This window comes from Verrucomicrobiota bacterium (assembly GCA_016871535.1).
Taxonomy (GTDB): Bacteria; Verrucomicrobiota; Verrucomicrobiia; order Limisphaerales; family SIBE01; genus VHCZ01.
In genome coordinates this window covers 1-26,685 of the sequence record VHCZ01000062.1, presented here as the reverse complement: position 1 = coordinate 26,685, position 26,685 = coordinate 1, and the positions used below count along the sequence as shown (strand labels likewise).

Here is a 26,685-nt window from a genome sequence, read left to right as displayed (position 1 = left end):
TCTCGGCACCGAATGGTACTGGTTAAGTGCCGGTTTCGATAGCCAGTTTGTTTTGCCATTCCCCCAGCGCACTTCAATGCCGACGACGCTCGTCTCCGGGCCCAATCCGAAGTGAACTGTTGGAGCGTGTTGGGAACGATATGAATCGCCCATCACGATCTGACGCACCTGTCGCCGGTTTGCGGTGTGGAGCGTGACCCGCGTGCCGATGTGAGAGAATCCAGCGCCGCCTTCGCGCAGCCGAACGCCGATCCAGTTTCCCGGAGTGGGACATCGGTTCTTGAAGAGGTGCAGGCTCTGCCGCGCTTGCGGCCATTCTTCGAGCGTGGTCACCAGCAAATCCATTTTGCCATCGCCATCGAGATCGTCGCTGACGACGTTCCGGCAGTCCAATTCCATGGCGACGCCCATCAGATGCCCGATCTCAACGAAGGATTGGCCCGCTCGATTCATGAACAGCCGGTTCTTGTGGTAACCGCCGTAGGAGTAGCCCGCCCCGTAAAGTTTGGAACCCGTAGATTGGAAGTAAACGTCGCGGGCCGGGTCGTGTTCGGAACTCGCGACGTAAATATCGTGCCGCCAGAATTGCGACTCGTAATCTTTGGCGGAAACGCGGCTTTTGTGTCCGTTCGCGATGTAGAGGTCGGGATCCGCGTCGTTGTCGAAGTCGAACGAAGTCACGCCCCACGACCAGCCCGATTGGGCGACTTGATCGCTCAACGGGGTCTGCTCAAAACGGCGCGCGCGCTGAAAATACAGGCGGTTGCCGTAAGCCATCTTTTGGCGCATTCCCTCGGGGTCCGGGAATCCTGGAGGGACGAGCTTCAGCCCTGCAAGCCGTTGAGCCACGAACGAGTTCATGCCGATGGCAAAACAGTCCAGGAGACCGTCCAGGTCGTAATCGCCAAACGTGTGCGCCATGCCAAAGAGCTGCGGCTCGCGGATCACCGAACGGGTAGCGTCAGTGAAGCGACCGCGACCGTCGTTGAGATAAACATCGACGCCCGCGAAATCGCTGACCACGAACAAATCCAGATCCGCGTCGTCATCCAGGTCAACGAACGAGGCGCTGTAGGTCCGGCGAAAGCGCTTCGCTGCCAGGCCGGCTTGCTCTGTTCGGTCCACAAATCCTCCGTGCCCGTCATTCAGGAGGAGAAACGAAGGGAAGCCGTCGTTGGCGTCGTAATACGGGGTGGGCATCTGGCCTGCGACGTATGGAAGTTTGTACTGGGCAAGCCAGAGATCGAGATCGCCATCGGCGTCGATGTCTCCGGCGGTCATCACGAAAGGATTGAGCAATGGGACGTTCGTGAACTGGATGCGGCGTCCGCTGCCGAACCAACCCACCCCTGCGCCCCGCCCAGGAAGGGCGCTTCCCGGCGATGCACGAAACGCATCTCCCCTCCCGGGAAGGGAATGGGTGGGTTCTTGGGCGTCCGAGCGTTCCAGAGGTTTGCCCTGGCTGTTTCCGGCAAAAAGCAACAAACCCTCGGCATCCGCCGCCAACAGGTCCGGCGCGGCATCGCCGGTGAAATCCGCGAGCACCGCGGTGTTAATGGCGTTGGTCAGGCCATCGCAGAGTTTGGCCGCCCGGAATCGACCGCTGCCCAAGTTCCAGAAAATCTGATTCCGGCAAGCGAGGATGATTTCCGAAAGTCCGTCCCCGTTCAGATCATAGAGAATCAGGGGGTCGATGAAGGTCGGGTTCAGGTCCGGCTTGATTTCGCGGGCCAGCGCCCACTCGAATCCCGGCTCCCCGCGGCGCCGGAGCAATTCGAGTTCGGAAACCTCGATCCGTTCCGGGAATGGCTCCAAGGCTTCCAGGCCTTGCGGAGCGACCATGAACCCATCGCCGGTAGGGCGGCGCTGCCGCGCCGCCGCATCGACCGAAGATCGGCTGTGCGGCAGCGCAGCCCTACCGGGTTCCTGCGAAGCTCCCATGACCGAGAAGCCATGCCCACGTCCCATGAACTGAAAACTGCTCGGACCGCAGCCTTCAGGCTGCTTCCGCGCACTCTCCGCAGTCGAAGGTTGAAGCGGCCTAAAGGCCACAGTCCGGGAGACGGGCTCATGGGAAGGTTCTTTTGCCGCGTTCGCGCCTTGACGCCAAGTCACTTTGAACCGGCCGCGCGCCACGAACTGTTCGGGCTGCGGTTGATTCCTGCCGTGCAACGTGACGGCGAAGACCGATGTGGCGGCCTCGTTGCTGGCGTGCCGGAACTCAACGTGGCGCCATTCCGAATTCTCGATGCGCCAGCCCTGCGCCTGAAGCTTCGTCAGCATCTGCCGCCAATCAGCCGGGCGCAACGGTCGCGTCGGCGGTCCGGAACGCGCCGTGGTGACGTCATTTTCGAGAGTCTCCGTTTGCCCCAATGTTCCCAGAGTGATCACGCCAAACTCAAAGTTCTTCAGGACTTCGATCGCATCCCCGCCGGCGCGCATCTGATCCCACAGCCGCACGAAAACGTCCTCGTGCTTCTGCGCTGTCAACTCCGATGCCCATGCTGTTTGGTCGAGTTCATTTCGCTGGGCTTCCAGAGCCAGAGCCGCTTTCAGGGCCTTCTCATTGACGAACGAAGCGTTTTGTGCCGCCTCCGAACGGTTGCCGGCCTCCGCGCCACGACCGGGCGCTGGGCCACGCGACACTCGCAAAAGCAAGTAGGTGGCGGCGCCCGCAGCCATCACAAACAAAAGCAGCCGCGTGGCGATTCGGCGCGTCGAAGGCATGACCTCGCTGGGATAGTGGCCCGCGTTCCCGCGAGCAAGGAGAAAGTCCTGAGGTTGATCAGTAGGTTGCAGCGGGTACCATCCACCCCCACGGCAGCGCGAAAACGCCGGTGTCGAGCGGTCGGCCCTGGCCCGCGTGCAGCACAACGCCGTGCACGAAGGGTTGTTTCTTCTTTAGCGAATCGCGAAAAGCGCGGATGCCGGTCGCGTCGGAACCAACCACGGTGCTGCCCGTCTTGACCTCTATGCCCACGAGTTGTCCATCCTGTTCGAGAATGAAATCCACCTCGTGACCGGCGCGGTCTCGCCAGAAATGAACCTTTCGCCGGAGAGGATCCAGAGTGCGCCACGTCTGCAACGTCTGAAACAGGGTTTGTTCCAGCCAAAACCCGGCATCCGGACGCGTCGTCGCGTCGGATGGGGCCTTGATTCCGGCCAGGGACGCCGCAAGTCCGCAATCCGTCCAGAGCAACTTGGGAGTCTTCACCAGGCCGACATTGGGATTGGTGGCATAGGGGCGGATGCGCGTGATGAGGCAGCCGGTCTCCAGCAAATTCAAATAGCGGTGCGTGGTGGGATGCGTCAGGGCGGCGTCACGGGCGATGTCGGCCTGGTTCAGGAGGCGGCCGGTGCGATGCGCGGCCAACGCCATCACCCGCTGAAAGTCTGGAAGACTCGACACGCTGCTCAATTGACGGAGATCACGTTCGAGGTAAGTCTGAACATAGGCAGAAAACCAGATCCCACGATCGCCGTCGGTTGAGATCAAGAGCGCCGGCGGAAAACCGCCCCGCAGCAACCAGGCCGGCCAATCGCCCGCGGTCGTTGGCCACTCCCGTAAATCAAAGTCAGAGGCAAACAGCCGGTCGAGCGGCGACAGTGCGTTCTTGCGTTGCAGCCATTCCACCGGGCAGAAGGGAGGAAGTTCGAGATAAAGCGCTCGCCCGGCGAGCGTGTCGGCCACACGGCCCATGAGCAAAAGATGGGCAGAGCCGGTGAGCAGGAAATCGCCCGCGCGCCTCCGTTCGTCCACAGCCCGTTTGACCGCCAGCAGCAGCGACGGTGTTCGTTGCACTTCATCCAGTGTCACGGGGCGGCTCTGGAGCAGTGCGTCCGGATGCCGCTCCGCCTGGTCGAGCATGCCCACGTCGTCCAAGGTGAAGTAAGCGCGAGAAGGGCTGAGAGACCTCACCAAAGTGGTCTTCCCGGTTTGACGGGCGCCGGTGACGACCGTCACGGGCATCCCCTTGAGCGCGGACTCAAGGTTTTGAAGAAACCAGCGCGGGCGAATACTATTCATGGCGGGAACTAAATCATTTCATGCCATGAAATCAATTTCATTCGCGGGGATGGGCAGATGATCCGGATCAGGAGTGATAGCCAGCATGGCCTGGCCTCTTCTAAGCTTGAATCCGAGGATCAACCGCCTTTCCATGCGGCTCGAAATGATGTCACTCAGCGCAGAGATTCTCAAACAACTCCAGCTCGCGGTCGGACGCGAAAGCGTTCTGACGGCGAGAGAGGATTTGATTCCGTATTCCTTCGACGGCACCGCGGCGATGCAACAAATGCCCGGTTGCGTGGTCTTTGCTCACTCGACTCAGGAAGTCGCGGACGTGCTCAAGCTGGCGAACGACGCCAAATTCGCCGTCGTTACGCGCGGATCGGGCACAGGACTGAGCGGCGGCAGCTTGCCCAGTCCGGGCTGCGTGGTTCTTTGCACGGTCAAGATGAACCGGATTCTCGAATTGGACCGCGCGAATCTCACAATGCTGGTCGAGCCGGGCGTGACCACGTTGCAGGTCGCCGAGGCCGCGGCCGCGGCGGGCCTTTTTTATCCGCCTGATCCGGGGTCGATGCGCATTTCCACGATTGGCGGCAACGTGGCGGAGAACTCCGGCGGATTGCGCGGCCTGAAGTACGGGATCACACGCAATTACGTCATGGGCCTGGAAGTGGTTTTGCCGAATGGCGAGATTCTCTGGACCGGAAACAAATGCGTGAAGGACGTCGCGGGTTATTCGCTCAAGGATCTTTTCATCGGCTCCGAAGGCACGCTCGGCGTCATGAGCAAGGTGCTGCTGCGATTGATCCCCAAACCGCAGGCCAAGAAAACCATGGTTGCCACGTTCGCCCAGATGGATCACGCTGCCGAAGCGGTGTCCGCGATCATCGCGGCGCAGATTATCCCGTGCACGCTGGAGTTTTTGGACCGGATGACGATTCATTGCGTGGAGGATTACGCGAAGATCGGGTTGCCGCTCGATTGCGAAGCGTTGTTGCTGATGGAGACCGATGGACACCCTGCGGCCGTCGCCGAGGAAGCGGCGCAAATGGAAAAAATCTGCCGGGACAAAGGTTGCCTGGAAGTCCGCGTGGCGAAGGACGACGCGGAAGCCGCGAAACTGGCCAGCGCCCGGCGGACCGCGTTCTCCGCGCTGGCTCGCATCGCCCCGACGACGATTCTGGAAGACGCGACCGTGCCGCGCAGCGAGTTGGCGAAGATGATTCGCTTTGTCGAAGCCGTGGCCAAGAAATACCGATTGAAGATCGGCACGTTTGGCCACATGGGCGACGGCAATTTGCATCCGACGTTCCTGACGGACGAACGCAACAAAGACGAGATGCACCGCGTGGAGGAGGCCTTCAAAGAAATCTTCGACGAAGCGATCCGGCTCGGCGGCACCATCACGGGCGAACACGGCGTGGGTCTGGCGAAGAAGAGCATCCTCCCCAAGTTTGCCGGCGACGCCCAGATGCGGGTGCTGCGCGAATTGCGCCGCGCGCTCGATCCCAATGGAATTTTGAATCCAGGCAAGATGTTTGATTAGCCGAACCGAGTTCATTACTTGCTTTTTTGGCGTTGATGCAGCCATCACATTCAAAGCCAACGGACCTTCTACTAACCCCTTCCCCTTCACCCTGGCCCTCTCCCCCAGGGAGAGGGGAAACGGCATGCTGCGCCAGGAGACCTTTGGGGCGTTTGATCCCTGGGAATGCGGCGACCAATACTCCCTCTCCCCACGGGAGAGGGCCGGGGTGAGGGGAACGCAGCGTTCAACTACTCAGGCCGCAGCCACTTGAAACCGCGAGCAACCCGAAATCCCGATTTGAATTCAACATCCCATCTGAAGAATCTGGACTACTCCGTGGTGCAACAGTGCATGCACTGCGGGCTGTGCCTGCCGACCTGCCCCACCTACGACGCGACAAAGCTCGAACGCAACAGCCCGCGCGGGCGCATCGCCCTCATGCGGGCCATCGCGGATGACCAGCTCGAACCCAGTCGCGCCTTCGCGGAGGAAATGTATTTTTGCCTGGGCTGCCTCGCGTGCATGACCGCCTGTCCGGCCGGCGTAAATTACGCGGAGCTTTTCGAGCACGCCCGAGCGGAGGCGGAATCCAGTGGTGTGCTGCAATCGCCGCGGCGCAGCCTGATCCGGAACTTCACCTTGCGCTGGCTGTTCATGGATTTGAACCGCCTGCAATGGGTCGGCCTTGCACTCCGCCTCTCTCAACGGCTCGGCGTGCAAACTTTCTTGCGCCGAAGCGGCCTGCTGAAGTTGCTTCCCCGGCGGCTGCGCGAACTGGAGGCGATGACACCGTCGATTCAACCCCGTTTCTCCGCCGATCTGATCGAACCCGTCACGCCGGCGCGCGGGAAGCGCCGCTTCCGTGTGGCCCTGCTGACGGGGTGCGCGCAGGATTTGATCTTCAGCAACATCAACCGCGACACGGCGGAAGTGCTGGCCCACAACGGCTGCGAAGTCGCGACGCCACCGGAGCAAATGTGTTGCGGCTCGCTCCACGCGCACAACGGCGAATGGGAACTGGCGCAACAACTGGCTCGCAAGCAAATCGACCAGTTTCCTCCAGAGGAATACGACGCGATCATTACGAACGCGGCGGGCTGCGGCTCGCATCTGAAGCATTACGCGAAGCTTCTTCACGACGATCCTGTCTATCTTGCGCGCGCGGAACGTTGGGACGCGAAAGTGAAAGACATTCATGAATGGCTCGCGCACATCGGCATCGACTCTCCGGCGCCCAACGGCCTTCCGTTGCAGAACGTGACGTATCACGAAGCGTGTCATCTCTGCCACGGCCAGAAAATCACGGCGCAACCGCGCCAGGTCTTGCGCGCCATTCCCAACCTCAAACTGATCGAACTCCCGGAAAGCACCTGGTGCTGCGGCAGCGCGGGCATCTACAATCTCATCCAGCCGGAGATGGCCACGGACCTTCTGGACCGCAAGCTCGATCACATCCGCAGCACCGGCGCCGAAGTGGTCGCGACCGGCAATCCCGGCTGTTTGCTCCAGATCATCAACGGGGCCAGACGGCGCGGGATGGCGTTGCGTGTCGCGCATCCGATCACGCTGCTCGCGGAGGCGTATCGCAAGAGAGCCTGAGAGGTCGTCGAGGCTTGCCATGAACCCGGTAGGGCTGCGCTGCCGCGCGGCCGGTCTTTGCTCATGCGGCGGGGCGGCAGCACCGCGCAACCGGCGATGAGTTCAAGCGCCGTGCGCACCGCTGGGAAGCGTGGAAGCATGAACCGTTTCTTTGGACCGCGGCCTTTAGGCCGCTTCAGCGCTCGCATGCAGAGAGTGCGCCGAAGCAGCCTGAAGGCTGCGGTCCGCACGTTTCTTCGGTTCAAGGGCCGTGTGCAGGTCCGCAGGGACTTTCCCTGTACCCAATACCTCTTCGCCGAATGAATTTTGAAACCCGGTTTCGCACGAAGCGCGTCTATAGCGGCATGTTGAAATTGGCGCTCCCTGCATGGGCGATCCTGCGCGAGTCGTCGAGCCGTTTCGTCGTCCGACGACGCGCGTCGCGCTCCCCCGTGATGGCGCTGTTGTGGGGCAGGCGTCCTTGTTTGTTTAGCGCCTTTCAGCATTTTGAATGTGCGGATCGTTCTGAGTCGCGCCCACCCCGGCCCTCTCCCTTGGCGAGAGGGGGTCTTTTGCGCTGCGCTGGAGCAGGCCTTAGCGCCCAGATCAAACTGCGATCACGGAAAGGGAACTTTCTCCTTGGGGAGAGGGCAAGGGTGAGGGGAATCAAGGCGTCCTTTGGTCTGGCGCGAAGGAATCTCGGCAAAACGTTGAACAGATACAGACTTTCCCCCTGCTGGTCCACGCGCCATCCTGCCGCCGACTTACAGGCGCCAGGATGCACTTGCAACTGGCAGGCTGGAAGCCTGCCCTACATTATCGCCGGTTTGTTGCTGGCCTGGCCGTTGCTGGCGCAGGACAGGCCAGTCTCTCCAAACGAGCAGGCCGCGAAGGACGCGCCCACGCAAGAAGAGCCGGCCATCCCCAAGAAACCATTGCCCGGCAGAACCGAACGCCTCGCGGGTGTTTTTCGCAAAGACGCCCCAACTTCGACTGAGGACCTGAAATCAATCGAGCGTCAGGTCAAGAAACTCCTGGATCGTGTATCCCCCGCGGTGGTGGCGGTGCGCGTCGGCATGGGCAGCGGCAGTGGCGTGGTCATCTCCGAGGACGGTTTGGTGCTGACGGCCGCCCATGTCGCCGTGCGGCCCGGCCTGGACGTGAGTTTCGTTTTTCCCGACGGCAAAACGGCCAAAGGCAAAACGCTCGGCACGAACCATGAGATCGACGCCGGCCTCATGAGAATCACCGGCTCGGACCGCTGGCCGCACGTCGAAATCAGCGATCCCGATCAAGCGCGCCTGGGCGATTGGGTGCTGGCGCTGGGACATCCGGGTGGGTTCGATCCGTATCGCCCGCTGGTGGTTCGGCTGGGCCGCATCATTCGGCTGGCTCAGAACGCGCTGCAAACCGATTGCACGTTGATCGCGGGCGATTCCGGCGGGCCGCTGTTCGACATGCACGGCCGTGTGGTCGGCATTCACAGCCGGATCAGCGATTCGACCGCCGCGAACTTCCACGTGCCCATCGCGACTTATTCCGAGACCTGGGAGCGGCTTGCGCGAGGCGAGATTTGGGGTGACGGACGACCGCCGGCGCAGGCGTGGGTCGGCGTCTGGGGCGTCGATCATCCGGAAGGCTTCCGCGTGGAACTGGTCCACCGCGGCGGGCCTGGCGAAAAAGCGGGGCTGCAAGTGGGCGACGTAGTCACGAGCTTCAACCGGAAAGGCTTCAAAGGCTTCGAGGCTTTCGCGAAGCAATTGTCCCGGGCGAAACTCGGGGAGAAAGTGACGCTGGCGGTCAAGCGAGGCGATTCGGAAATCACGATCGATGTGACCGTTGAAGACCGCCCGTCCGGCCTGAGGTAGAAAGCTCCATGCCTGTATGAAGAGTGAGTATCTGTTTGACGTAGCGCAGATTTGTAATCTGCTGTATCGCGGAATTGCATTCCGCAGAAGCTCGACAAGTTCCAAGGCTTTGGAACTCGCCCACACAGAGTACACGGATCGCACGGATAAGACCACTTCCGCATCCGTGAAATCCGTGGTCAAGAAACCGCCCCCGAAGATCTCCACATACGCTCTTCGCGCTTTCCTGCTGTTGTCACTGACTCTGCTGGCGCAGGCGGCCACGACTCCAAGTCCGCGCGTTCGCCCGCTCACCCTTCCCGAAAGCCGCTTCAAGAGCGGGGCCATGACGCTGCAAGCGTTCGCTCCGGCTGCCGCCGCCGCGCGCGATTCCATCGTCGAGCTCATCCAAAACGAAAAGACCGTCTCGCTGGGCACGATCATCGACGCGAATGGCTTGGTTCTCACCAAAGCCAGCGAGATCAAGGACGGCAAGCTCACGGCCAGATTCTCGGACGGACGGGAGGTCGAAAGCACTGTGCTCGGCGTGGACGAAGAAAACGATCTGGCGTTGGTAAAAGTCACGGCTGCCGGTTTGAAACCCATCGAATGGGCGCCCGGGGATGTCGCGGTCGGCCAATGGGCGGTCACGCCCGGCATCGGCATCACGCCAGAAAGCGCCGGCATTATCAGCGTGCCGGTCCGCAAGCTGCACAAGCGCGCTTACATCGGCGTTTCTCTCAGCTTCGACACTGCAAAGGCCGTGATCGGGCGCATCACGAAGGGACTCGGCGCCGAAAGGGCCGGATTGAAAGCGGGCGATGCCATCGTGAGCGTGAACGGCGAGCCGATAAAAGACAGTGAAGAATTGATGTCTGCGCTCCGCCAGTTCCGCGAAGGCGAGACGGTCAAGCTCCGCGTCCGGCGCGGCGAGGAAGAATTCGACGCGGACGTTCCCATGATGGCTGAGCCGCCGCCGTTTGTGGGCGTGCAATTGGAATCCGAATCCAGCGCCGCCGCCGTCCGCTCGGTTACTCCCGGCAGCGGAGCGGAACGAGCCGGGTTGAGATCCGGCGATCTCATTCTCAGCTTGAACGACGATCCGGCGGAAGATCGCGCCGGTTTGATGGAAATGCTCGGCCAAATCACGCCCGGCGATTTCGTGAAACTACTCGTCAAACGCGAAGAGAAGAAAATCGAAATCCGCGTGAAAATCATGCCCGAATCCCCGGGCCAGCCGCGCCGGACCGGACGCGGACGCGGCGGGCTGAATCGCCAGGAGCGGATGAACCGCATGGGCGGCGAACTCAGCCAACGCGCGGATGGATTTGACCTCGCCATTCAACACGACACGATCCTGCAACCGTGGCAGTGCGGCGGGCCCTTGGTGAATCTCGACGGCGAAGCCATCGGCCTCAATATCGCCCGCGCCGGACGCGTGGCCTCCTACGCGCTGCCCGCCGCGCTTGTGAAGCAAATCGTCGAGGCGTGGGTCTCGCCGTAGCATGGGGACCGCACGCGACCTCGCGTGCGGTGGTCGGCGCTCCGCCGAGCACAGTCTTTCGTCTGAATAGAGATTTTCGATAGTACGGTTTCTCCGACGTTTCCGACCGGCGGGGGCGCCGGTCGGAACACGCGAGCGCGCGCGTGCTCCTCCACTTCAAACTGATCCTTCCAGCTTGGCTTGCGGCGGGGCTCTTTTGGGCGTTCACTCCGGCCATGATCATTGCAGTTCCCAGGGAAATCAAAGAACAGGAGTATCGCGTCGCGCTGCCCCCGTCGGCCGCTTACCAATTGATCAAGCGCGGGCATCAAATCCTGGTCGAACGCGGCGCCGGGGCGGGCGCGGGCTTTCCGGACGGCGATTATGCGCACGCTGGAGCGAGGGTTCTGGACGACTCAGCGGTTCTCTTTGAAGAGGCGGAGTTGATTGTCAAAGTGAAGGAGCCGCAGCCTTCCGAGTATCCGCGGTTGCGCGCCGGCCAGATCCTCTTCACCTACCTGCACCTCGCCGCCAATCGGGAACTGACCGAAGCTTTGATGAAGTCCGGCGTCACGGCTCTCGCTTACGAAACGATCGAAGTGAATGGCCGCCTGCCGCTGCTGGAGCCCATGAGTGAAATCGCCGGCCGCATGTCCATTGTTGTGGGCGGCTATTATCTGGCCAAGCACCGCGGCGGCAGCGGCGTGTTGCTCGGAGGCGTGCCGGGCGTTCTGCCCGGACGCGTCGTCATTCTCGGCGGCGGAGTGTCGGGCGTGAATGCCGCGCGCATGGCCACGGGTCTGGGCGCGGACGTGACGGTCCTGGAGGTCGATTTGGAGCGCATGCGTTTTTTGGACATCACGCTCCACACCGCGCACACGCTCTACTCGAACGAAAATCAACTGCTGGAATTGCTTCCTCACGTGGACCTCTTGATCGGCGCGGTGCTCGTCCCTGGCGCCAAAGCGCCCCGGCTGATCACGCGGGAAATGCTGCGGCGCATGCGGCCGGGCAGCGTGCTGGTCGATATCGCCATCGATCAAGGCGGGTGCGCCGAGACCTCCCGCCCCACGACTCACGATCAACCTGTGTTCACCGCAGAAGGCGTGACCCACTATTGCGTGGCCAACATGCCCGCCGCGTATGCCCGCACCGCCACGCAAGCGCTGACGAATGTGACATTTCGTTACATTGAATTGCTCGCGGACCACGGATTGGAGGAAGCTTGTCAGAAGCAACCCGCGCTTGGGAACGGCGTCAATGTTTTGAAAGGACGGCTGATTTGCCGCGCCGTCGCCGAGGCGCACGGCCTGCCGTGGGTGAAACTGAATTTTGCCTCACGGTAAGGCCTGCCAACGCTTCCTCAGTGTTCGTCGCTACTTTCAGTGCTGGCATCATCGGTGGATGAACGCTTCCTTCCCCCTCACCCCAGCCCTCTCCCTGGGGGAGAGGGAGACCCATCACTGCGCATCCGCCAGTCTGATGCATCAGGACTTGCTTCAGCGTGGCAGACGATCTTCCCTCTCCCCAAGGGAGAGGGCCAGGGTGAGGGGGAAGACGGCGGCCGAGGGACAGTTTGGCTTGGAATGGAACGAGCGCGTCAGCCACTGAAAACAGCGAGACCCCAGGCCCCCCGGTCCGCAGTGCGTTACAAACTTGTAATTTTGAAGAAAGGTTCGCGCCAGCCTGGTGTGCGAGGGTGTCGTCCAGAAAACGCAACGAAATCAAACTCAAACTTAAACAACGATTCGATTACCTATGAGCACACCCATGAAACAAATCTTCGGAAGGGATCCTGCCGCGTGGCTGGCGGGAACGTTCGCGATCACCCTGGCCAGCCTGGCTTTTATCGGGATCACTCAAGCCCAGGATGATTCGAAGGAAAAAGCCGTTCGCCTGGTTGTGGATGACAAGCCGATCAACCGGGACGGCAAATTCACGACCAGCTTCGCGCCCGTCGTCAAGAAAGTCGCGCCTGGCGTCGTGAACATTTTTACCGAAACGAACGTCAAGCAGACCGACTACCCGCAGATCCCTTTCTTAAACGATCAATTGTTCCGGCGCTTCTTTGGCGATGATTTCGATTCCGGAAATCCGCGGCGCGGCTTTCGCCCGCCCAAGCAGCGCGGGATCGGTTCCGGCGTCATTGTGTCGAAAGACGGTTACATCCTGAGCAACAATCACGTCGTCGAAAAAGCGGACGAGATCAAAGTGCGCCTGAATTCCGATGACCGGGAATACACCGCCAAGGTCGTCGGCACCGATCCGAAATCCGATGTCGCCGTGCTGAAGATCGACGCCAAAGACTTGCCTGCGCTCGACCTGGCGAACAGCGACAAGATCGAGGTGGGCGATCTGGTCCTGGCGATCGGGAATCCGTTCGGAGTCGGCCAGACGGTCACCATGGGCATGATCAGCGCGACGGGACGCGCAGGCCTGGGCGTGGACATCGATTACGCCGATTTCATCCAGACGGATGCCGCGATCAACCCTGGAAATTCCGGCGGCGCGTTGGTCGATGCCGAGGGCCGGCTCATCGGCATCAATACCTACATCGTGAGCATGAGCGGCGGCAATCAAGGGATCGGGTTCGCCATCCCTGTCAACCTGGCGAAGAGCGTCATGGAGAGCATCATTCAACATGGCCGCGTCATTCGGGGTTACCTCGGGGTTTGGCTCCAGGATATCAATCCGTCGCTGGCCAAGGAATTTGATCTCCAGGACAAATCCGGAGTAATCATCACCGAGGTCCTCCCCGGCAGTCCTGCGGAGAAAGCCGGCTTGAAAGTCGAAGACATCGTGACCGAACTCGACGGCAAACCCGCCAAAGACAGCCGGCATTTGAAGTTGCAGGTTGGCCAGCTCGCGCCCGGCAGCAAAGCGCGCATGAAAATTCTGCGCGACGGCAAGCCTCGAACCATCGAGGTCACTCTAAAAGAATTGCCGGACTCCGAGCAAACGACTCGCGCGGATCGAAGAAGGGATACGCCTTCGGATGAGACCCTCCAGGGCGTGACCGTCGGCGACCTCAACGCTGCCGCTCGCCGGCAATACGGGATTCCACGCGATCTGGAAGGCGCTTTGGTGATGCAGGTCGAGCCCAATTCCGCTTCTTATGATGCGGGATTGCGTCCTGGGGACGTGATCCTGGAGGTCAATCGCCAGCGCGTGCGCGGCGCCGAGGATGCCGTCGCTTTGACCGAGAAAGCCAAGGACAGAACCACTCTCCTGCGCGTTTGGAGCAGGGGCGGAACACGGTACCTTGTCGTGGACGAGGGCAAGGGCCGGTAAACAACGGTCCACTGGGTGCGCCCTCCCGGCTAACGAACTCTCTGCCGGGAGGGCGTTTTGGTGTACGGAGTGAACTTTGAACTTTGAACTTTGTACTTTGAACCTTAAACCTTGACCCAGAATGCGCGTGCTTGTGGTTGAAGATGACAAGAAGATCGCCTCGTTCGTCGTGAACGGGCTCAAGCAAAGCAGCTTCGCGGTCGATCATTGCGCCGACGGTGAAGAAGGGCTGTTCATGGCCCGCAACACCTCCTACGACGCGGCGGTGATCGACATCATGCTGCCGAAGTTGGACGGTTTGAGCCTCGTGCAGACGCTGCGGAAGGAGAACGTCCGGGTGCCGGTGATCATCCTCAGCGCCAAAGCGTCGGTCGATGACCGCGTCAAAGGCCTGCAAGCGGGCAGCGACGATTACCTCACCAAACCGTTCGCCTTCTCCGAATTGCTGGCGCGCGTGCAAGCGCTGATCCGCCGCGCCACCAATACGTCCGAGCCGACGCGCCTGGCCGTCGGGGATCTCACGCTGGATTTGTTGACGCGCGAGGTCACGCGCGGCAACCAGAAGATCGAGTTGCAAGCGCGCGAGTTTTCCTTGCTGGAATATCTGATGCGCCACGCAGGGCGGGTCGTGACCAAAACGATGATTCTCGAACACGTCTGGGATTACAGCTTCGATCCGCAAACGAACGTCGTCGATGTGCTCGTCCACCGGTTGCGCTCGAAAGTGGACAAAGATTTTCCAAAGAAACTCATTCAAACCTTGCGCGGGGTGGGTTATGTCCTCAAAGCCTGAAGCGTGTTTCGGAAACGTCTTTTTGGGTGGAACAGGCCACTGGCCTGTTGCGGCAGGCTACCAGCCTGCCGTCTTCTTCGGCGGCAAGTTGCCGCCGAAAACGGGCTGGTAGCCCGTGCCACCCATTTTTTGACTATGCGGCCTAGGCCCTCCAGCCTTCTCAGTGTCGTCCGGACGGTCACCTTCCGGCTGAACCTCTGGTATGCGCTGATCTTCATTCTGAGCGCATCGCTGCTCTTTCTAGTCTTTTACGTTCTGCTTGTGATCGGTCTGTGGCGCAAGGATCGCGAAGTCATCGAGGCCCGGCTCACGGAATACGCCGCGATTTACCAGAGCGGAGGTCTGCGCGCCTTGCAGCGCTGGGTGGAGAGCAGCGAGGAGAAGCAAAAATCTCTATTCGTCCAGTTCGTCAATTCCTGGGGAGAAGGACGCCTGTTGAGCGTGCCGCAGGATTGGATCGAGTTCGACCCAAACGTGCTTGAAGTTGGCCCTTACCGGTTGCAGCAAGGCTGGGTGCGAATTCCCCGCGACAAGGAAGCAGAACTCATTATCGGATCGATCGTCCTCAGGGATGGGGCCACGCTCCGGGTTGGCCGAACAACGGACAACCGCAAGACTTTGCTGCAACCTTTCCGGGCCATCGCCATTGGCGCGATGTCGCTCATCGCGGTGCTGGGTGTGTTTGGGGGCGCGGTGTTTGCCTACCGGGCTATGAAACCCGTGCGGCAAATCGTGGCCACAGCCCGGTCCATTATCGACACGGGCAACCTCGACGCCCGTGTGCCGGTGCGCCGTTCGGACGACGAACTGGACGAACTGGCCCAACTGTTCAACCGCATGCTCGACAAAAATCAGGCGCTGATCAAAGGCATGCGCGAATCCCTGGACAACGTCGCGCACGATCTGCGCACGCCGATGGCCCGCTTGCGGGGCATCGCGGAAATGGCGCTTCGCGAAAATCCGAACCCAGCCACAGCTCAGGAAGCCCTGGCCGATTGCGTGGAGGAATCCGACCGCGTTCTGACCATGCTCAAAACGCTGATGGACGTCGCCGAAGCCGAGGCGGGCGCGATGAAGTTGAACCTGGAATCCACCGAGATTTCGAAACTGATCCAGGACGTCATTGAGCTTTACCAGTACGTGGCCGAAGAAAAACGCATCGCCGTGAACCGCCGGCTTGCCGAGCCGTGCGTCGCGCTCGTGGACGCCAGCCGGATGCGCCAAGTGCTGGCCAACCTCCTCGACAACGCGCTCAAATACACGCCGGACGGCGGAAAGGTGGAAATCGAGACGCGAAAGGACGCGACATCGGTCGTGATCCGATTTCGCGATACGGGCATTGGCATTCCGCCCGAAGAGCAAGGCCGCATTTGGGAGCGCCTGTTTCGCGGCGACAAAAGCCGGTCGCAGCGCGGATTGGGCCTGGGCTTAAGTCTGGTGAAAGCGATCGTTGAAACGCATCGTGGCAGGGTCGAAGTGAGGAGCGAAGTGGGCCAGGGCTCCGAATTCACCGTGCGGCTTCCGGCGTGAAAAGGGAGGCTATTCGTCCAACGCCATGCTGTCGCGCAACACGGCCTGGTTGATCTGGTCATTCGCGGCCAGCTCAGCGAGTTGATTCTGCCTGGATTGTCCGCATTGACTTTGACCGTCAATTCTTGCTCACTCAGCGCCGTCGTCCTTTCTTCTGCACTGTTTTTTGGGCCAATTTATCGGAAGGAATTTTGCGACCATGAATACGCGATTGTTCTTGAGCTTGAGTTTTATCTGGATCCTCTTCGTGCCGGTTAGCTTCGCGGCCGAGCCGGTGAAATTTGACCCGCCCGCGCTGTATTTGACCTGGCAACGCGAACCCAGCACGACGATGACCGTTCATTGGCACAGCGACTGGACGGATGGGTTTCGCGATCCGGCGTTGCAGTATCGGGAAGCGAAATCAAGGAAATGGAACCTGGCGGTGGGCGCCTGGCATCCGATGCCGTTCACCAATCGCATCGTGCACACGGTCGAACTGACCGGGCTGAAACCGTCCACGGAATATCGCTTCCGCCTGGGCAAACTCATGGCGCGAGGCGCGCTGGGGTTTCGGTTCGAGCCGGATTCGCCCACCAACAAATTCCGCACCATGCCCGCGACCGGAGATCAGCCCGTCCGTTTCGCGGTCGGCGGCGATGTCTATGGCGATCGGGAACGTTACGAAGTCATGTGCCGGCAGGTGGCGGAGTTGGACCCGCACTTCGCCATCGTCGGCGGGGACATTGCCTACGAGAACGGGAATCCGGCCAATGCGCGGCGCTGGTTTGATTTTCTGGAAGTGTGGATGACCGAAATGGTCGCGCCGGACGGGCGGCTCATTCCCATCCTTCCGGCCATTGGCAATCACGAGACTCACGGGAACGTTTACACGCGAGGCGGCGGCGGGGTGGGCAGCGGCATTTCGCCGAATCGCTCCCCCTATTACTTCAGCCTGTTCTCCATGCCCGGCAAGCCTGGCTACAACGTGCTCGACTTCGGCAATTACCTGAGCGTTTTCCTTTTGGATTCATTTCACGCGAACCGGGTCGCGGGGCCACAGGCCGAATGGCTGGAGCAGGCGCTCAACCGGCGCCGGCACGTCAAACACATCGTCGCGGCGTATCACGTGCCCGCTTATCCATCCTACCGCCCTTACAGGGGCCAGGTGTCCGAAATGATCCGCGAGAATTGGGTGCCGCTCTTTGAGAAAGGCGGACTCCGTCTGGTGTTCGAGCACCACGATCACACCTACAAACGCACGCATCCGTTGCGCGCCGGCAAAATCGATCCGAAGGGAATCGTGTACGTGGGCGACGGTTGCTGGGGTGTCCTTCCCCGAAAAACCCATCCCGTGGACAAGACGTGGTACCTGGCGCGCGCGGAATCCATCAATCACGTCAACTTCGTGACCTTTCAAGGCGATCGGCGCCACGTGAAGTCGGTCGATATTGATGGCCGCGCGATCGACGAATTCCGGTTGGACGGCAACGGGCCGGTCGTGAACGTGAGCAGGAATTGAAGCGAGAACGTGGATCGCCACTGGCCACGCAAATCTTGCGTGCATTGGCGCCCATGAAACCTCGCCCCACCAGAGGATTCATGAAAAACCGCCACACTTTTTCGAACACGCATTGAGGCCCTGAACCCGGTCAGGGCGTCTATGGTCCGGAATTTTCTCGGAGGCCATGTAGGGCAGGCTTCCAGCCTGTCAGTTCCCGAGGCATCCTGCCTCGCGAATGACGGGGCAACGACTCCTTGTCAATGACGCTGCATGGCAAAGGCGGAGTAACGAGATTCACTTGAACGCACCCTGTCCTGCCTCGAGTTGGCTTTCACCACCATTTGAAGTTCGGGTCCGGCGCAGGCGACAGCGTCCAGTTGGCCAGCTCGTTGGGGAACAGATAGAACTCCACATGGCCGTCGCCCATCAGCATGTTGAAGCGGCTTTTGCCTTTGTAATTGTGCCAGATGCTCCGCTTGTCGAGGTTCCCTCGATTCGCGTGCCACGGCCAATCGCCTTGAATCACCTTGTTCGCCGGGCTGCGCGCGATTTCGCTGGTTTTGATCGGCGTGCCTTCGTAGGTGCTCCGGGCGAAGTTCAAATCACCGGCCACGTGGCGGACGCGAAAGGAATCGTGCTGGAATTGGACGAGGTAGCTATTCCCGTATTGCTTGAAGCAATTGCTCGCGGTGCGCAGGAGATCCCCTCGGTCATTCGGGCATTGGAAACTCTGGACGGCTTCGACGTAACGGTTCAGCGGCCGATTGGTGGCGGCCACGAACACGTCATACGCGCCGTTGGTTCCGCCGCCGGAAGCCCAATCGCGTTGCAGGGTGTAATACTCATTGTTGTCGTCGGCGTAGAGGTGATAACCGATGCCAATCTGTTTCTCGTTATTCAAGCATTTGATCTGCGTGGCCTTGCCCTTGGCCCGCGCCAGCGCCGGCAACAGCATGCCGGCGAGGATGGCGATAATCGCGATAACGACTAACAATTCGATCAGGGTGAACGCGGAAATCGAATTCCGAACGAAGGCTCTGGTGGAACGCATAGTCGGATTTTGGTTAATTGCCGGAGAGTCGCAATGAGAAAGTTCATGCGGTCCTCCGGACTGTGGCCTTTAGGCCGCTTCAACGCCTGACTGCGGAGAGTGCGCGGAAGCAGCCTGAAGGCTGCGGTCCGCACAGCTTCCTATATGAACTTGGAGGGGCTTGGGCCGATGAATCACGTGGCATTGGGTGTGCTCCGCAGAGACCGCCATGAAAATTCTTCCAATCCCGCGGAGTGTGCCAGCGAATTGCTCCCTTGGGTCAGTGCCGATCATGCTTGCGCTTGCAAAAGGGCCAGTCACGGCGGTGGCACGCTTCCCCGAGACCAGGAACAACATCGCGGCGCGGCGTCCTGTTGCTGGTTTCATTGAAAGTGGCGCGGTTGTGAAGAAGGAAAGCGCCGTCGAATTGGTGTCCGATAATGCAATTCGTCTGTTTTCGAGAGATGAAATCCGCTTTCCTGCCTGGCGAATCGCTGAAGCCATCAACGCCAGGTTCCCCAATGCGAGCCGGGCTTTGGACGAAAAAACCATCTGGGTGAGGATTCCCGATGCTCATCGGGACGCCCCGGTCGAATTCATCGCCCAAATCCAAGGCATCGAAATCAGATCGGAGTTTCCCGCACAAATCATCGTAATCGATGAACGCACGGGCATCGTCGTGGTCAATGTCCGGACCAACGTCAGTGAAGTCGGATTCTCGCCGGGGAAAATTGTTGTGCAGATCGCGGAAGAGCTTGAGGCGAAAGCCAGGCCTTCAAGCCGATGAACGCAGGATCTCTCATGCCAGCGGCAGCAGATTTTCCGACGCATCGAACTTCATCTCGCCTGGGCCGTGGACCGCTTCGAGATCGGCGCGCTTGTTGATCTGCGAGGCGTAGGCTTCCGAAACTTCCACTTCTCCGAGCGAGAGGGTGTCGGCAATTCGAATCACCTTCGCCTGGCAAACGTCCGGCAGCGCGAGCGAGAGCAGCGCTTGATGAATCGCTTCGCGGTCCGTGTCGAAGAAGATCGGCACTTTGGCGCTTTGGGGCGTCAACGCCGTCAGCGCATTCACCGCGGTGGCTCGATAATCAATCGCCTTTGCCAATCGCGCGGTCGTGAAGTCTGCGAAGCCGATGCCGATGGCGTTCCCGTTGGTCTCCGGCGTCAGCTCGCGAGCAAAAATGCGGTGAATCTTGGCCCCCACCGGAGCCGCCTCGGCTTGCGAGGAGGAAAAGCCTTGAATCCGCCGCCCGACGATATTGGGGTCCATGCCGGAGCCGCTGATGTTTTTGCCGATGCGATCCACGATCAACAGGTCGATGTTGTCGAAGGGAAGTTTCGGCATCAGACGCTTTGATTCCGCGAAGAGTTCTTCTTCGCGCCGCTCGATTTCTTCCGGCCTGAGCACGGCGATCTGGGCCGTTTCATGAAGCTGATTCTCAATCGACGCCACACCGCAGAGGATCGGCGCCTTCTTCAGGCTGATCCGGGCGATGGACCGAATGGTTCGTTCGTAGCCCAGCCGCAGCGCAGCGGCGTGAAACGTGGCAGCGCCCAGGCGTTTGCCCAGGCCGATGACCAGCATCTTGAGGATGCCGCTGCCGATCGCGCCGCTGAAATCCGTGTGCGGCTTGATTCGATTGACGACGACGATGCCGTCCGCGCGCAGCGCCTCCGCGCTGAAATAAACGTCCACGCCGTCTTCGGTGGTGGCAATCCGCTCCACGTCCATCGCAGCCTGGATCGGCGCCTTCACGTGTGCCTCGGTGATTCCGTACTCTGCCAGGACTTCCGTCTGGCCTTCGGGCGTGGCGCCGCCGTGGCTTCCCATGGCGGGCACGATGAACGGCTGCGCGCCCGCAACCTTGAGCGTGTCGATCACCGCGGCGACGATTTCTTGGACGTGCGTGATGCCGCGGCTTCCGGCGGCCACGGCGATCCGCGCGCCCGGTTTGATGTTGGCGAGCAGCTTCTGAGATTCGAACCCTTGCCGAATCACGGCTGGAATGTCGAGCGGCGCAGAACGCGGATATTTCTGCCGCAGTTGGATCATGCGTGGGAATTCTGGGCTCATAGTAGTCTGTGGATCATAACGCGGTGAATGGCCGCCGAAGTCAAGCGGACGTTCGCTCGCCGTGGTGGAGCAAGGCTCCCGCCGAGCCAATGCCATCGAGGCTCGGCAGGAACGTCGCTCTACCGCCGTTTACCGAGGGGGTACGCGGCAAAGCTGAACAAACTCTCGTATCACGCGGAGTTCCGTTTCCCCCGCGATCGTGTGCTCCTTCTCGAACTCGTGCCACTCGATTTGCAGACCGGCGGACTTGAGCCCGGCGATCTGCGACCGAACCGGCGCGATCGGGATGAGGCTGTCCCGGGTCCCGTGAGTGAGCAAAAACCGCTGCTGGCTGGCTGCGGGTGAGAGTTCTTTGACCAGCCGCTCCGGCTGAAACGCGTAACCGCTGATCCCGATCAAGCCGGCCAACTTGTGAGGATACCGCACGCCCATTTCGATGGTCAGCAAGCAACCCTGGGAGAACCCGAACACAAGCGTCTTCTCCGTCGGAAATCCAGCGTCGCGCTCGCCGTCGAGCAACTCGAACAAGAGCTGGCGGCTCCGGCGGACGCCGGGTTCGGGATTGCCGGCGTAATCGTACCAGGAAAATCCGCCGTAGTATTCGTCCGGCGCGTTGACGAGCAGATAATTCAGCCAGGGCAGCTTCATCATTTGCGGCAGCCAGCGATATCCTTCCAGGCTGTCGCCCAGCCCGTGGAGCACGATCATCAAGTGCGAAGAGCTTTCCTCCGGCGCCGGGATCAGTTCGGTTTTAAGCATGCCAGGATGGAATCCGGTTAGCTCCCGCTCAGCAAGCGAAGCGCGGCGCATCTGTCGGTGACAACGTGGCGCAGAACAGCCCCGGGCGCGATTCCAGGGGCGACCCGCCGGCCGCATCACCGCGCGATTGAAGCAGTGACGCGGATCACTTCCGCTCGGTGATCGGCACGTAGGGGTTGAGCTTCGGGCCGATGTAAATCTGGCGCGGACGATAAATGCGCGTCTTGGGCTCGTCCATGATCTCCTTGAAATTCGCGATCCAGCCCGGCATGCGGCCGATGGCGAAGATGACGGTGAACATCTCCGTCGGGATGCCCAGCGCGCGCATGATAATCCCGCTGTAGAAATCCACGTTCGGATAAAGTTTGCGGTCGATGAAGTAGGAATCCTTCAGCGCCGCTTCTTCCAACCGCTTGGCGATATCGAGCAACGGATCAGCAATGCGCAGCGTGCCGAGCACGTCATCACAGGCTTTCTTGATGATCTTGGCGCGGGGGTCGTGGTTCTTGTACACGCGATGGCCGAAACCCATCAATTTTTTGCCGCTGGTCTTGTCCTTGGCGGCCTCGATGAACCGCCGCCCGTCGTCGCCGGACTGGTGGATTTCCTCGAGCATTTCGATCACGGCCTGATTGGCGCCGCCGTGCAGGGGGCCCCAGAGCGCGCAGACGCCGGCCGAAGCGCTGGCAAACAAATTGGCCTGGCTCGAGGCCACCATGCGCACGGTCGAGGTCGAGCAGTTCTGTTCGTGATCGGCGTGCAACAGGAAAATCAGATCGAGGGCTTTGACCACTTCGGGTTTCAAATCGAAATCCTGATACGGCTCGGAAAAGAGCATGTGCAGGAAGTTGGCCGTGTACTTGTAAGCGGGCTTGGGATAAATGATCGGCAGCCCGTGCGACTTGCGGTGCGAAAAAGCCGCGATGGTGCGCACTTGAGAGATCAGCCGCGCCGCGTGCACTTCGAAACGGGCCTTGTTGGCCGGCCCCATCAAACCGGGGTAAAAGCAACTGCTCGCGTTGATCATCGAGGAGAGGATCGCCATCGGATGAGCGCTCGAAGGGAAACCCTCGAAATGATACTTCAAGTCCTCGTGCAGCATCTGATTCTCCGTCAGCAAATCGGAGAAGCGCCTGATTTCGGCGTGGTTGGGCAAATGCCCGTAGATGATCAAAAAGGCCGTCTCCACAAACGACGATTTCTCCGCCAGTTCCTCGATGGGGATGCCGCGATACCGCAGGATGCCCTTTTCGCCGTCGATAAACGTGATGTGGCTGACGCAGGAACCGGTGTTGCCGTAGCCATCGTCGAGCGTGATGCAGCCGCTCTGGTCGCGCAGCTTGCTGATATCGATCCCAACCTCGCCTTCGCTGCCAACGACGGCGGGAAGTTCATAGACCTTTCCGTCCAACTCAAGTTTTGCCGTTTTGCTCATGGTTTCAAAGGTTACTTCGCTAAAGTCGCGGCGAATTTCTCCAGCCGGTCCAGCCCTTTCTCGATGTTCGCCATGCTCGTGGCGTAGCTGATGCGCAGGTATTCGTCCGCGCCGAACGCGATGCCCGGCACGGCGGCCACCTTCTGCTGTTCGAGCAGCTTCGCGCAGAAATCGGAGGAGTTCAGCCCGAGCTTGGAAACATTCGGGAACAAGTAGAATGCGCCTTTGCTGTTCACGCACGAAATGCCGGGAATGCTGTTGAGCTTCTTGTGCGCGTAGGTGCGGCGCCGGTCATACTCCGCCAGCCACTTCGGCAGATGTTCCTGCGAACCCGTCAGCGCGGCCACGGCGCCTTTCTGTGCGAACGATGTCGGGTTGCTCGTGCTGTGGCTTTGCACAGCGTCGATCGCTTTGGCAATCGGTTCGGGCGCGGCCAGAAACCCCAACCGCCAACCGGTCATGCTCCAGGCTTTGGCGAAGCCATGCACGACGATGGTGTGGTCGTAGTGCGCCTGGGAGAAACTCGCCACGCTCTTGTGTTTCGCGCCGTCGTAGAGCAAGTGCTCGTAAATCTCGTCGCTCATGATGAGCACGCCGCGCTCGACGCAAAGGTCGCCCAGCGCTTTGATTTCGTCCGGGGAATACACGGAGCCGGTGGGGTTGCTCGGCGAATTGAGAATGAACAACCGCGTGCGCGGCGTCAGGGCGGCCCGCAACTGATCGGGTGTGACTTTGAATTCGGTTTTGTCCGTGGTTGGCAAAATCACGGGTTTGGCGCCCGCGAGTTTCACCATTTCCGGATAGCTCAACCAATACGGCGACGGAATGAGGACTTCATCGCCTTCCTGGCACGTGGCGAGGATGATGTTGTAGCACGAGTGTTTGCCGCCGCAGGAGACAATGATTTGGCTCGGCTTGTAGGTGAGGCCGTTCTCGCGTTTGAACTTGTCGGCAATGGCCTGGCGCAACTCCGGAATGCCGCTCGAAGGCGTGTATTTGGTGAAACCTTCCGCGAGCGCCTTGGCCGCGGCGTCTTTGATGTGCTGGGGCGTGTCGAAGTCCGGTTCGCCGGCGCCGAAGCCGACGACATCCTGGCCTTCGGCTTTCATTTGCTTGGCCTTGGCATCGATGGCCAAGGTGAGCGACGGCGAGAGGGACGCGGCGCGTTGTGAGATTCGATAATTCGTCATGCGTTCGATGTATTCGGCAGTGAATGTTCTGTCAATGCGTGGGAACTTTGGATTGGCGTTGAACCAACCGAACCGACAATCCTCGGCTTTTCTTCCTCTCCCCGCGAGGAACGAGTGGGGGGAGGATCGAGGAGAGGGGCATTCTGCAAGAGACAACAGTCCTCCTCTCCCCGCCCCTCTCCTCCCTTGGGGGGAGGAGAGGGAGAAGAGACAATATGCAAATTCTTTCCCAGAGGAGATCGCTCATTCGAGTCTGTCACTTTCGGAGGGACGTTTGCGCCAACCTTTGCCCCAATTCGTAAAGCTGCTTTTCCAGCGCTTTGGGGACATGGCTGCCCAATTTCGTGTAATACGCCGCGATGTCTTCGGCTTCTTTTTTCCAACCTTCGACATCGACCGCCAGGAGTTGGGCAAGATCGTCCGGACTGACGTTGAGGCCGGACAGGTCCAGCGCTTCCGGCGCGGGCAAATGGCCGATAGGCGTTTCCACGGATTTGCCCGTGCCCTCCACGCGTTCGCAAATCCACTTGAGCACGCGGCTGTTTTCGCCGTAACCGGGCCAGAGCCATTTGCCGTCGGCATTTTTCCTGAACCAGTTCACGAAAAAAATCTTCGGCAACTTGCGGCGATCCGTGCGCTCCGCCATCGAAAGCCAGTGCGCCATGTAATCGCCCATGTGATAGCCGCAGAACGGCAGCATGGCGAACGGATCGCGGCGAAGCACCCCGGCTTGCCCCAGCGCGGCGGCAGTGGTCTCGGAACCGGCCGAAGAACCCAGGAAAACGCCGTGCTCCCAATTGAACGCTTCGTTCACCAGCGGAATCGTGGACGGACGGCGTCCGCCAAACAGAAACGCCGCGATGGGCACGCCTTCCGGATTTTCCCAGTCCGGATCGATCACCGGACATTGCGCGGCCGGCGCGGTGAAACGGGCGTTCGCATGCGCGCCTTTGCGCCCGCACTCCGGCGTCCAGTCTTTGCCTTCCCAGTCGATGCCTTGGGCGGGCGGTGCCACGCCCATGTCTTCCCACCACACGTCGCCTTCGGGCCGCAGCACCACGTTTGTGAAGATCGTATTGCGGGCCACCGTGGCCATCGCGTTCGGATTCGATTTGTTCGACGTGCCCGGAGCCACGCCGAAAAAGCCAGTCTCCGGATTCATCGCGTAAAGCCGGCCATCCGCGCCCACGCGAATCCAGGCGATGTCGTCGCCCAGACAGCGCACGGTCCAGCCGGGGAGGCTCGGCTGCATCATGGCGAGATTGGTCTTGCCGCACGCGCTCGGAAACGCGGCGCACACGTAATACTTTTTCCCCTGCGGCGAGGTGAGCGACAGAATGAGCATGTGTTCCGCCATCCAGCCTTCCTTGCGCGCCACCAGGGAAGCGATTCGCAACGCGAGACATTTCTTGCCCAGCAACGCGTTGCCGCCATAGCCCGAACCGTACGACCAGATCGAAGAATCATCCGGGAAATGCACGATGTATTTCTTGGCCGGGTCCGGTTCGCACGGCCATGGTGTGTCGGCCTGGCCGGGCTTGAGGGGCGCGCCCACGGAATGGAGGCACGGGATGAACGGGCCGTCCGCGCCGAGTTTGTCCAGCGCGGCTTGGCCCATGCGCGTCATGATGCGCATGTTGACGGCGACGTAAGGCGAATCGCTGATCTCGATGCCGACCTTGCACACCGGCGAGCCAAGCGGCCCCATCGCAAACGGAATCACATACATCGTGCGGCCAGCCATCGAGCCTTTGAACAGGCCCTGCAACTTTTGCCGCATTTCCGCGGGATCGAACCAATTGTTCGTCGGCCCCGCGGCTTCCTTGGTCGCCGCGCAAATGTAGGTGCGATCTTCGACGCGCGCCACATCGCTCGGATGCGAGCGGGCCAGGAAACAGCCGGGGCGCAATTTCGGGTCCAGGCGCGTGAAAGTGCCGCTTTGCACCATCAGTTCGCAGAGGGAATCGTATTCCTGCTGGGAGCCGTCGCACCAATGGATGTCGGCGGGTTGGCAGAGACGTTTCATCTCCTCGACCCAGGCGAGGAGCCTTCGATTTTTCGTGGGGGCTGTTGACATGTTCAAATTCAAATTCAATTGGGTTCGTGTCGGGCCGCAGCCCGAATGAGTTGATCCACAGGCCTAAAACCAGTCGGTCACCACAGGGACCGCTGGCATGTTCTTTCTTGAGCAGCCCCGGCGGGTCGCCACCATCCGCCTTTCAAGATTGCAGGGGCTGCAAGCCAGAGACAGCGAATCTGCGCTTTCCCTGGTTCGGCCAGTGGGCAGGGAGGTTAACGATTGAGCAAACGGTGTCAACTGGCTTTGGGGCCTATTTCGCGTCCAACAACAGCGCCCAATCACCTGCATCGGGCGCGTGTGGAGAAAACCATGCGCCTTCGGTCCTCTGCGCCACAGGCGGCAAATCACGCCAGGTGCCCAGGCGCGGATTGAACCAGCGAGCGCAATAGTTTCCGGCAGCGAGCGTGAATTTCGCCGAGCCGCTCTTCGGCAAATACGCCACGTAGCGGCGGCCAGCGTCGGCGAGGAGCAACGTGTTCTCTCCGGCCAGTTCGTCGCGCGGCTCGAGCTGCCACCACGGGAAGCTCGTGAAAAAAGTGACTGGCTCCTTCCGCGATCTGGGTAGGGAC

19 protein-coding genes are annotated in these 26,685 nt (G+C 60.6%); 10 read left to right on the top strand and 9 right to left on the bottom strand.

The genetic code is table 11. The features are described from left to right. Together FJ398_10690 and FJ398_10685 are read right to left on the bottom strand one after the other, a co-directional pair. Window positions 1-2,727 (bottom strand): CRTAC1 family protein (locus tag FJ398_10690; GenBank protein ID MBM3838415.1); only part of this gene is annotated, 2,727 nt, incomplete at its 3' end. Between the two features lie 58 nt (window positions 2,728-2,785). Next, on the bottom strand, window positions 2,786-4,027 hold the full coding sequence (locus FJ398_10685; GenBank protein ID MBM3838414.1) for an ATP-binding protein: 1,242 nt from the start codon (window positions 4,025-4,027) through the stop codon (window positions 2,786-2,788). Window positions 4,028-4,172: 145 nt separating this feature from the next. Between FJ398_10685 and FJ398_10680 the strand changes: the two genes are divergently transcribed. From FJ398_10680 to FJ398_10640, 9 genes are all read left to right on the top strand, one after another. Further along, window positions 4,173-5,558, top strand: coding sequence for an FAD-binding protein (locus FJ398_10680; protein ID MBM3838413.1), 1,386 nt, complete (start codon window positions 4,173-4,175; stop codon window positions 5,556-5,558). Window positions 5,559-5,891: 333 nt separating this feature from the next. Beyond that, on the top strand, window positions 5,892-7,139 hold the full coding sequence (locus FJ398_10675; protein ID MBM3838412.1) for a (Fe-S)-binding protein: 1,248 nt from the start codon (window positions 5,892-5,894) through the stop codon (window positions 7,137-7,139). Window positions 7,140-7,438: 299 nt separating this feature from the next. Beyond that, window positions 7,439-8,986, top strand: a complete 1,548-nt coding sequence (locus FJ398_10670; GenBank protein ID MBM3838411.1) for a serine protease — start codon at window positions 7,439-7,441, stop codon at window positions 8,984-8,986. Between the two features lie 16 nt (window positions 8,987-9,002). After that, entirely contained in the window at window positions 9,003-10,469 is a 1,467-nt protein-coding gene (locus FJ398_10665) for a PDZ domain-containing protein (protein MBM3838410.1), read from the top strand. Between the two features lie 215 nt (window positions 10,470-10,684). Further along, a complete protein-coding gene (gene ald / locus FJ398_10660; GenBank protein ID MBM3838409.1) occupies window positions 10,685-11,794 on the top strand; it encodes an alanine dehydrogenase in 1,110 nt (369 codons plus the stop codon). 412 nt (window positions 11,795-12,206) lie between these two features. Beyond that, window positions 12,207-13,739, top strand: coding sequence for a DegQ family serine endoprotease (locus FJ398_10655; protein MBM3838408.1), 1,533 nt, complete (start codon window positions 12,207-12,209; stop codon window positions 13,737-13,739). Window positions 13,740-13,860: 121 nt separating this feature from the next. Further along, on the top strand, window positions 13,861-14,532 hold the full coding sequence (locus tag FJ398_10650; protein MBM3838407.1) for a response regulator transcription factor: 672 nt from the start codon (window positions 13,861-13,863) through the stop codon (window positions 14,530-14,532). A 135-nt stretch (window positions 14,533-14,667) separates the two neighbouring features. Then, the gene (locus FJ398_10645) at window positions 14,668-16,062 is read left to right on the top strand and encodes a HAMP domain-containing protein (GenBank protein MBM3838406.1); all 1,395 of its coding nucleotides are present in this window, start codon (window positions 14,668-14,670) and stop codon (window positions 16,060-16,062) included. A 199-nt stretch (window positions 16,063-16,261) separates the two neighbouring features. Further along, window positions 16,262-17,563, top strand: a complete 1,302-nt coding sequence (locus FJ398_10640; GenBank protein MBM3838405.1) for a metallophosphoesterase family protein — start codon at window positions 16,262-16,264, stop codon at window positions 17,561-17,563. Window positions 17,564-17,876: 313 nt separating this feature from the next. On the opposite strand, the gene FJ398_10635 is transcribed toward FJ398_10640, so the two are convergent. Next, on the bottom strand, window positions 17,877-18,596 hold the full coding sequence (locus tag FJ398_10635; GenBank protein MBM3838404.1) for a type II secretion system protein: 720 nt from the start codon (window positions 18,594-18,596) through the stop codon (window positions 17,877-17,879). Between the two features lie 208 nt (window positions 18,597-18,804). Here FJ398_10635 and FJ398_10630 point away from each other — a divergent pair, with 208 nt between their 5' ends. Then, the gene (locus tag FJ398_10630; protein MBM3838403.1) at window positions 18,805-19,362 is read left to right on the top strand and encodes a flagellar basal body P-ring protein FlgI; all 558 of its coding nucleotides are present in this window, start codon (window positions 18,805-18,807) and stop codon (window positions 19,360-19,362) included. A 12-nt stretch (window positions 19,363-19,374) separates the two neighbouring features. On the opposite strand, the gene FJ398_10625 is transcribed toward FJ398_10630, so the two are convergent. From FJ398_10625 to FJ398_10600, 6 genes are all read right to left on the bottom strand, one after another. Further along, window positions 19,375-20,748 (bottom strand): DUF362 domain-containing protein, encoded by a 1,374-nt coding sequence (locus FJ398_10625; GenBank protein ID MBM3838402.1) that lies wholly within the window; start codon window positions 20,746-20,748, stop codon window positions 19,375-19,377. 33 nt (window positions 20,749-20,781) lie between these two features. Next, the gene (locus FJ398_10620) at window positions 20,782-21,528 is read right to left on the bottom strand and encodes a serine esterase (protein ID MBM3838401.1); all 747 of its coding nucleotides are present in this window, start codon (window positions 21,526-21,528) and stop codon (window positions 20,782-20,784) included. A 28-nt stretch (window positions 21,529-21,556) separates the two neighbouring features. After that, entirely contained in the window at window positions 21,557-22,846 is a 1,290-nt protein-coding gene (locus tag FJ398_10615) for a citrate synthase (protein MBM3838400.1), read from the bottom strand. A gap of 11 nt (window positions 22,847-22,857) precedes the next feature. Then, complete coding sequence (locus FJ398_10610; GenBank protein ID MBM3838399.1) at window positions 22,858-24,036, bottom strand: pyridoxal phosphate-dependent aminotransferase; 1,179 nt, start codon at window positions 24,034-24,036, stop codon at window positions 22,858-22,860. A 256-nt stretch (window positions 24,037-24,292) separates the two neighbouring features. Then, window positions 24,293-26,113 (bottom strand): phosphoenolpyruvate carboxykinase (GTP), encoded by a 1,821-nt coding sequence (locus tag FJ398_10605; GenBank protein MBM3838398.1) that lies wholly within the window; start codon window positions 26,111-26,113, stop codon window positions 24,293-24,295. Window positions 26,114-26,366: 253 nt separating this feature from the next. Beyond that, a partial coding sequence (locus FJ398_10600; protein ID MBM3838397.1) for a hypothetical protein occupies window positions 26,367-26,685 on the bottom strand: 319 nt, incomplete at its 5' end.

What these genes read in the sequence shown, in the direction of transcription:
- FJ398_10630 (MBM3838403.1), top strand. Translation starts at nt 18,805, where the DNA reads ATGAAAATTCTTCCAATCCCGCGGAGTGTGCCAGCGAATTGCTCCCTT.
- FJ398_10610 (MBM3838399.1), bottom strand. Translation starts at nt 24,036, where the DNA reads ATGACGAATTATCGAATCTCACAACGCGCCGCGTCCCTCTCGCCGTCG.
- FJ398_10655 (MBM3838408.1), top strand. Translation starts at nt 12,207, where the DNA reads ATGAGCACACCCATGAAACAAATCTTCGGAAGGGATCCTGCCGCGTGG.
- FJ398_10675 (MBM3838412.1), top strand. Translation starts at nt 5,892, where the DNA reads ATGCACTGCGGGCTGTGCCTGCCGACCTGCCCCACCTACGACGCGACA.
- FJ398_10685 (MBM3838414.1), bottom strand. Translation starts at nt 4,027, where the DNA reads ATGAATAGTATTCGCCCGCGCTGGTTTCTTCAAAACCTTGAGTCCGCG.
- ald (MBM3838409.1), top strand. Translation starts at nt 10,685, where the DNA reads ATGATCATTGCAGTTCCCAGGGAAATCAAAGAACAGGAGTATCGCGTC.
- FJ398_10645 (MBM3838406.1), top strand. Translation starts at nt 14,668, where the DNA reads ATGCGGCCTAGGCCCTCCAGCCTTCTCAGTGTCGTCCGGACGGTCACC.
- FJ398_10635 (MBM3838404.1), bottom strand. Translation starts at nt 18,596, where the DNA reads ATGCGTTCCACCAGAGCCTTCGTTCGGAATTCGATTTCCGCGTTCACC.
- FJ398_10625 (MBM3838402.1), bottom strand. Translation starts at nt 20,748, where the DNA reads ATGGCATTGGCTCGGCGGGAGCCTTGCTCCACCACGGCGAGCGAACGT.
- FJ398_10640 (MBM3838405.1), top strand. Translation starts at nt 16,262, where the DNA reads ATGAATACGCGATTGTTCTTGAGCTTGAGTTTTATCTGGATCCTCTTC.
- FJ398_10665 (MBM3838410.1), top strand. Translation starts at nt 9,003, where the DNA reads ATGAAGAGTGAGTATCTGTTTGACGTAGCGCAGATTTGTAATCTGCTG.
- FJ398_10615 (MBM3838400.1), bottom strand. Translation starts at nt 22,846, where the DNA reads ATGAGCAAAACGGCAAAACTTGAGTTGGACGGAAAGGTCTATGAACTT.
- FJ398_10650 (MBM3838407.1), top strand. Translation starts at nt 13,861, where the DNA reads ATGCGCGTGCTTGTGGTTGAAGATGACAAGAAGATCGCCTCGTTCGTC.
- FJ398_10605 (MBM3838398.1), bottom strand. Translation starts at nt 26,113, where the DNA reads ATGTCAACAGCCCCCACGAAAAATCGAAGGCTCCTCGCCTGGGTCGAG.
- FJ398_10620 (MBM3838401.1), bottom strand. Translation starts at nt 21,528, where the DNA reads ATGCGGCCGGCGGGTCGCCCCTGGAATCGCGCCCGGGGCTGTTCTGCG.
- FJ398_10680 (MBM3838413.1), top strand. Translation starts at nt 4,173, where the DNA reads ATGATGTCACTCAGCGCAGAGATTCTCAAACAACTCCAGCTCGCGGTC.
- FJ398_10670 (MBM3838411.1), top strand. Translation starts at nt 7,439, where the DNA reads ATGAATTTTGAAACCCGGTTTCGCACGAAGCGCGTCTATAGCGGCATG.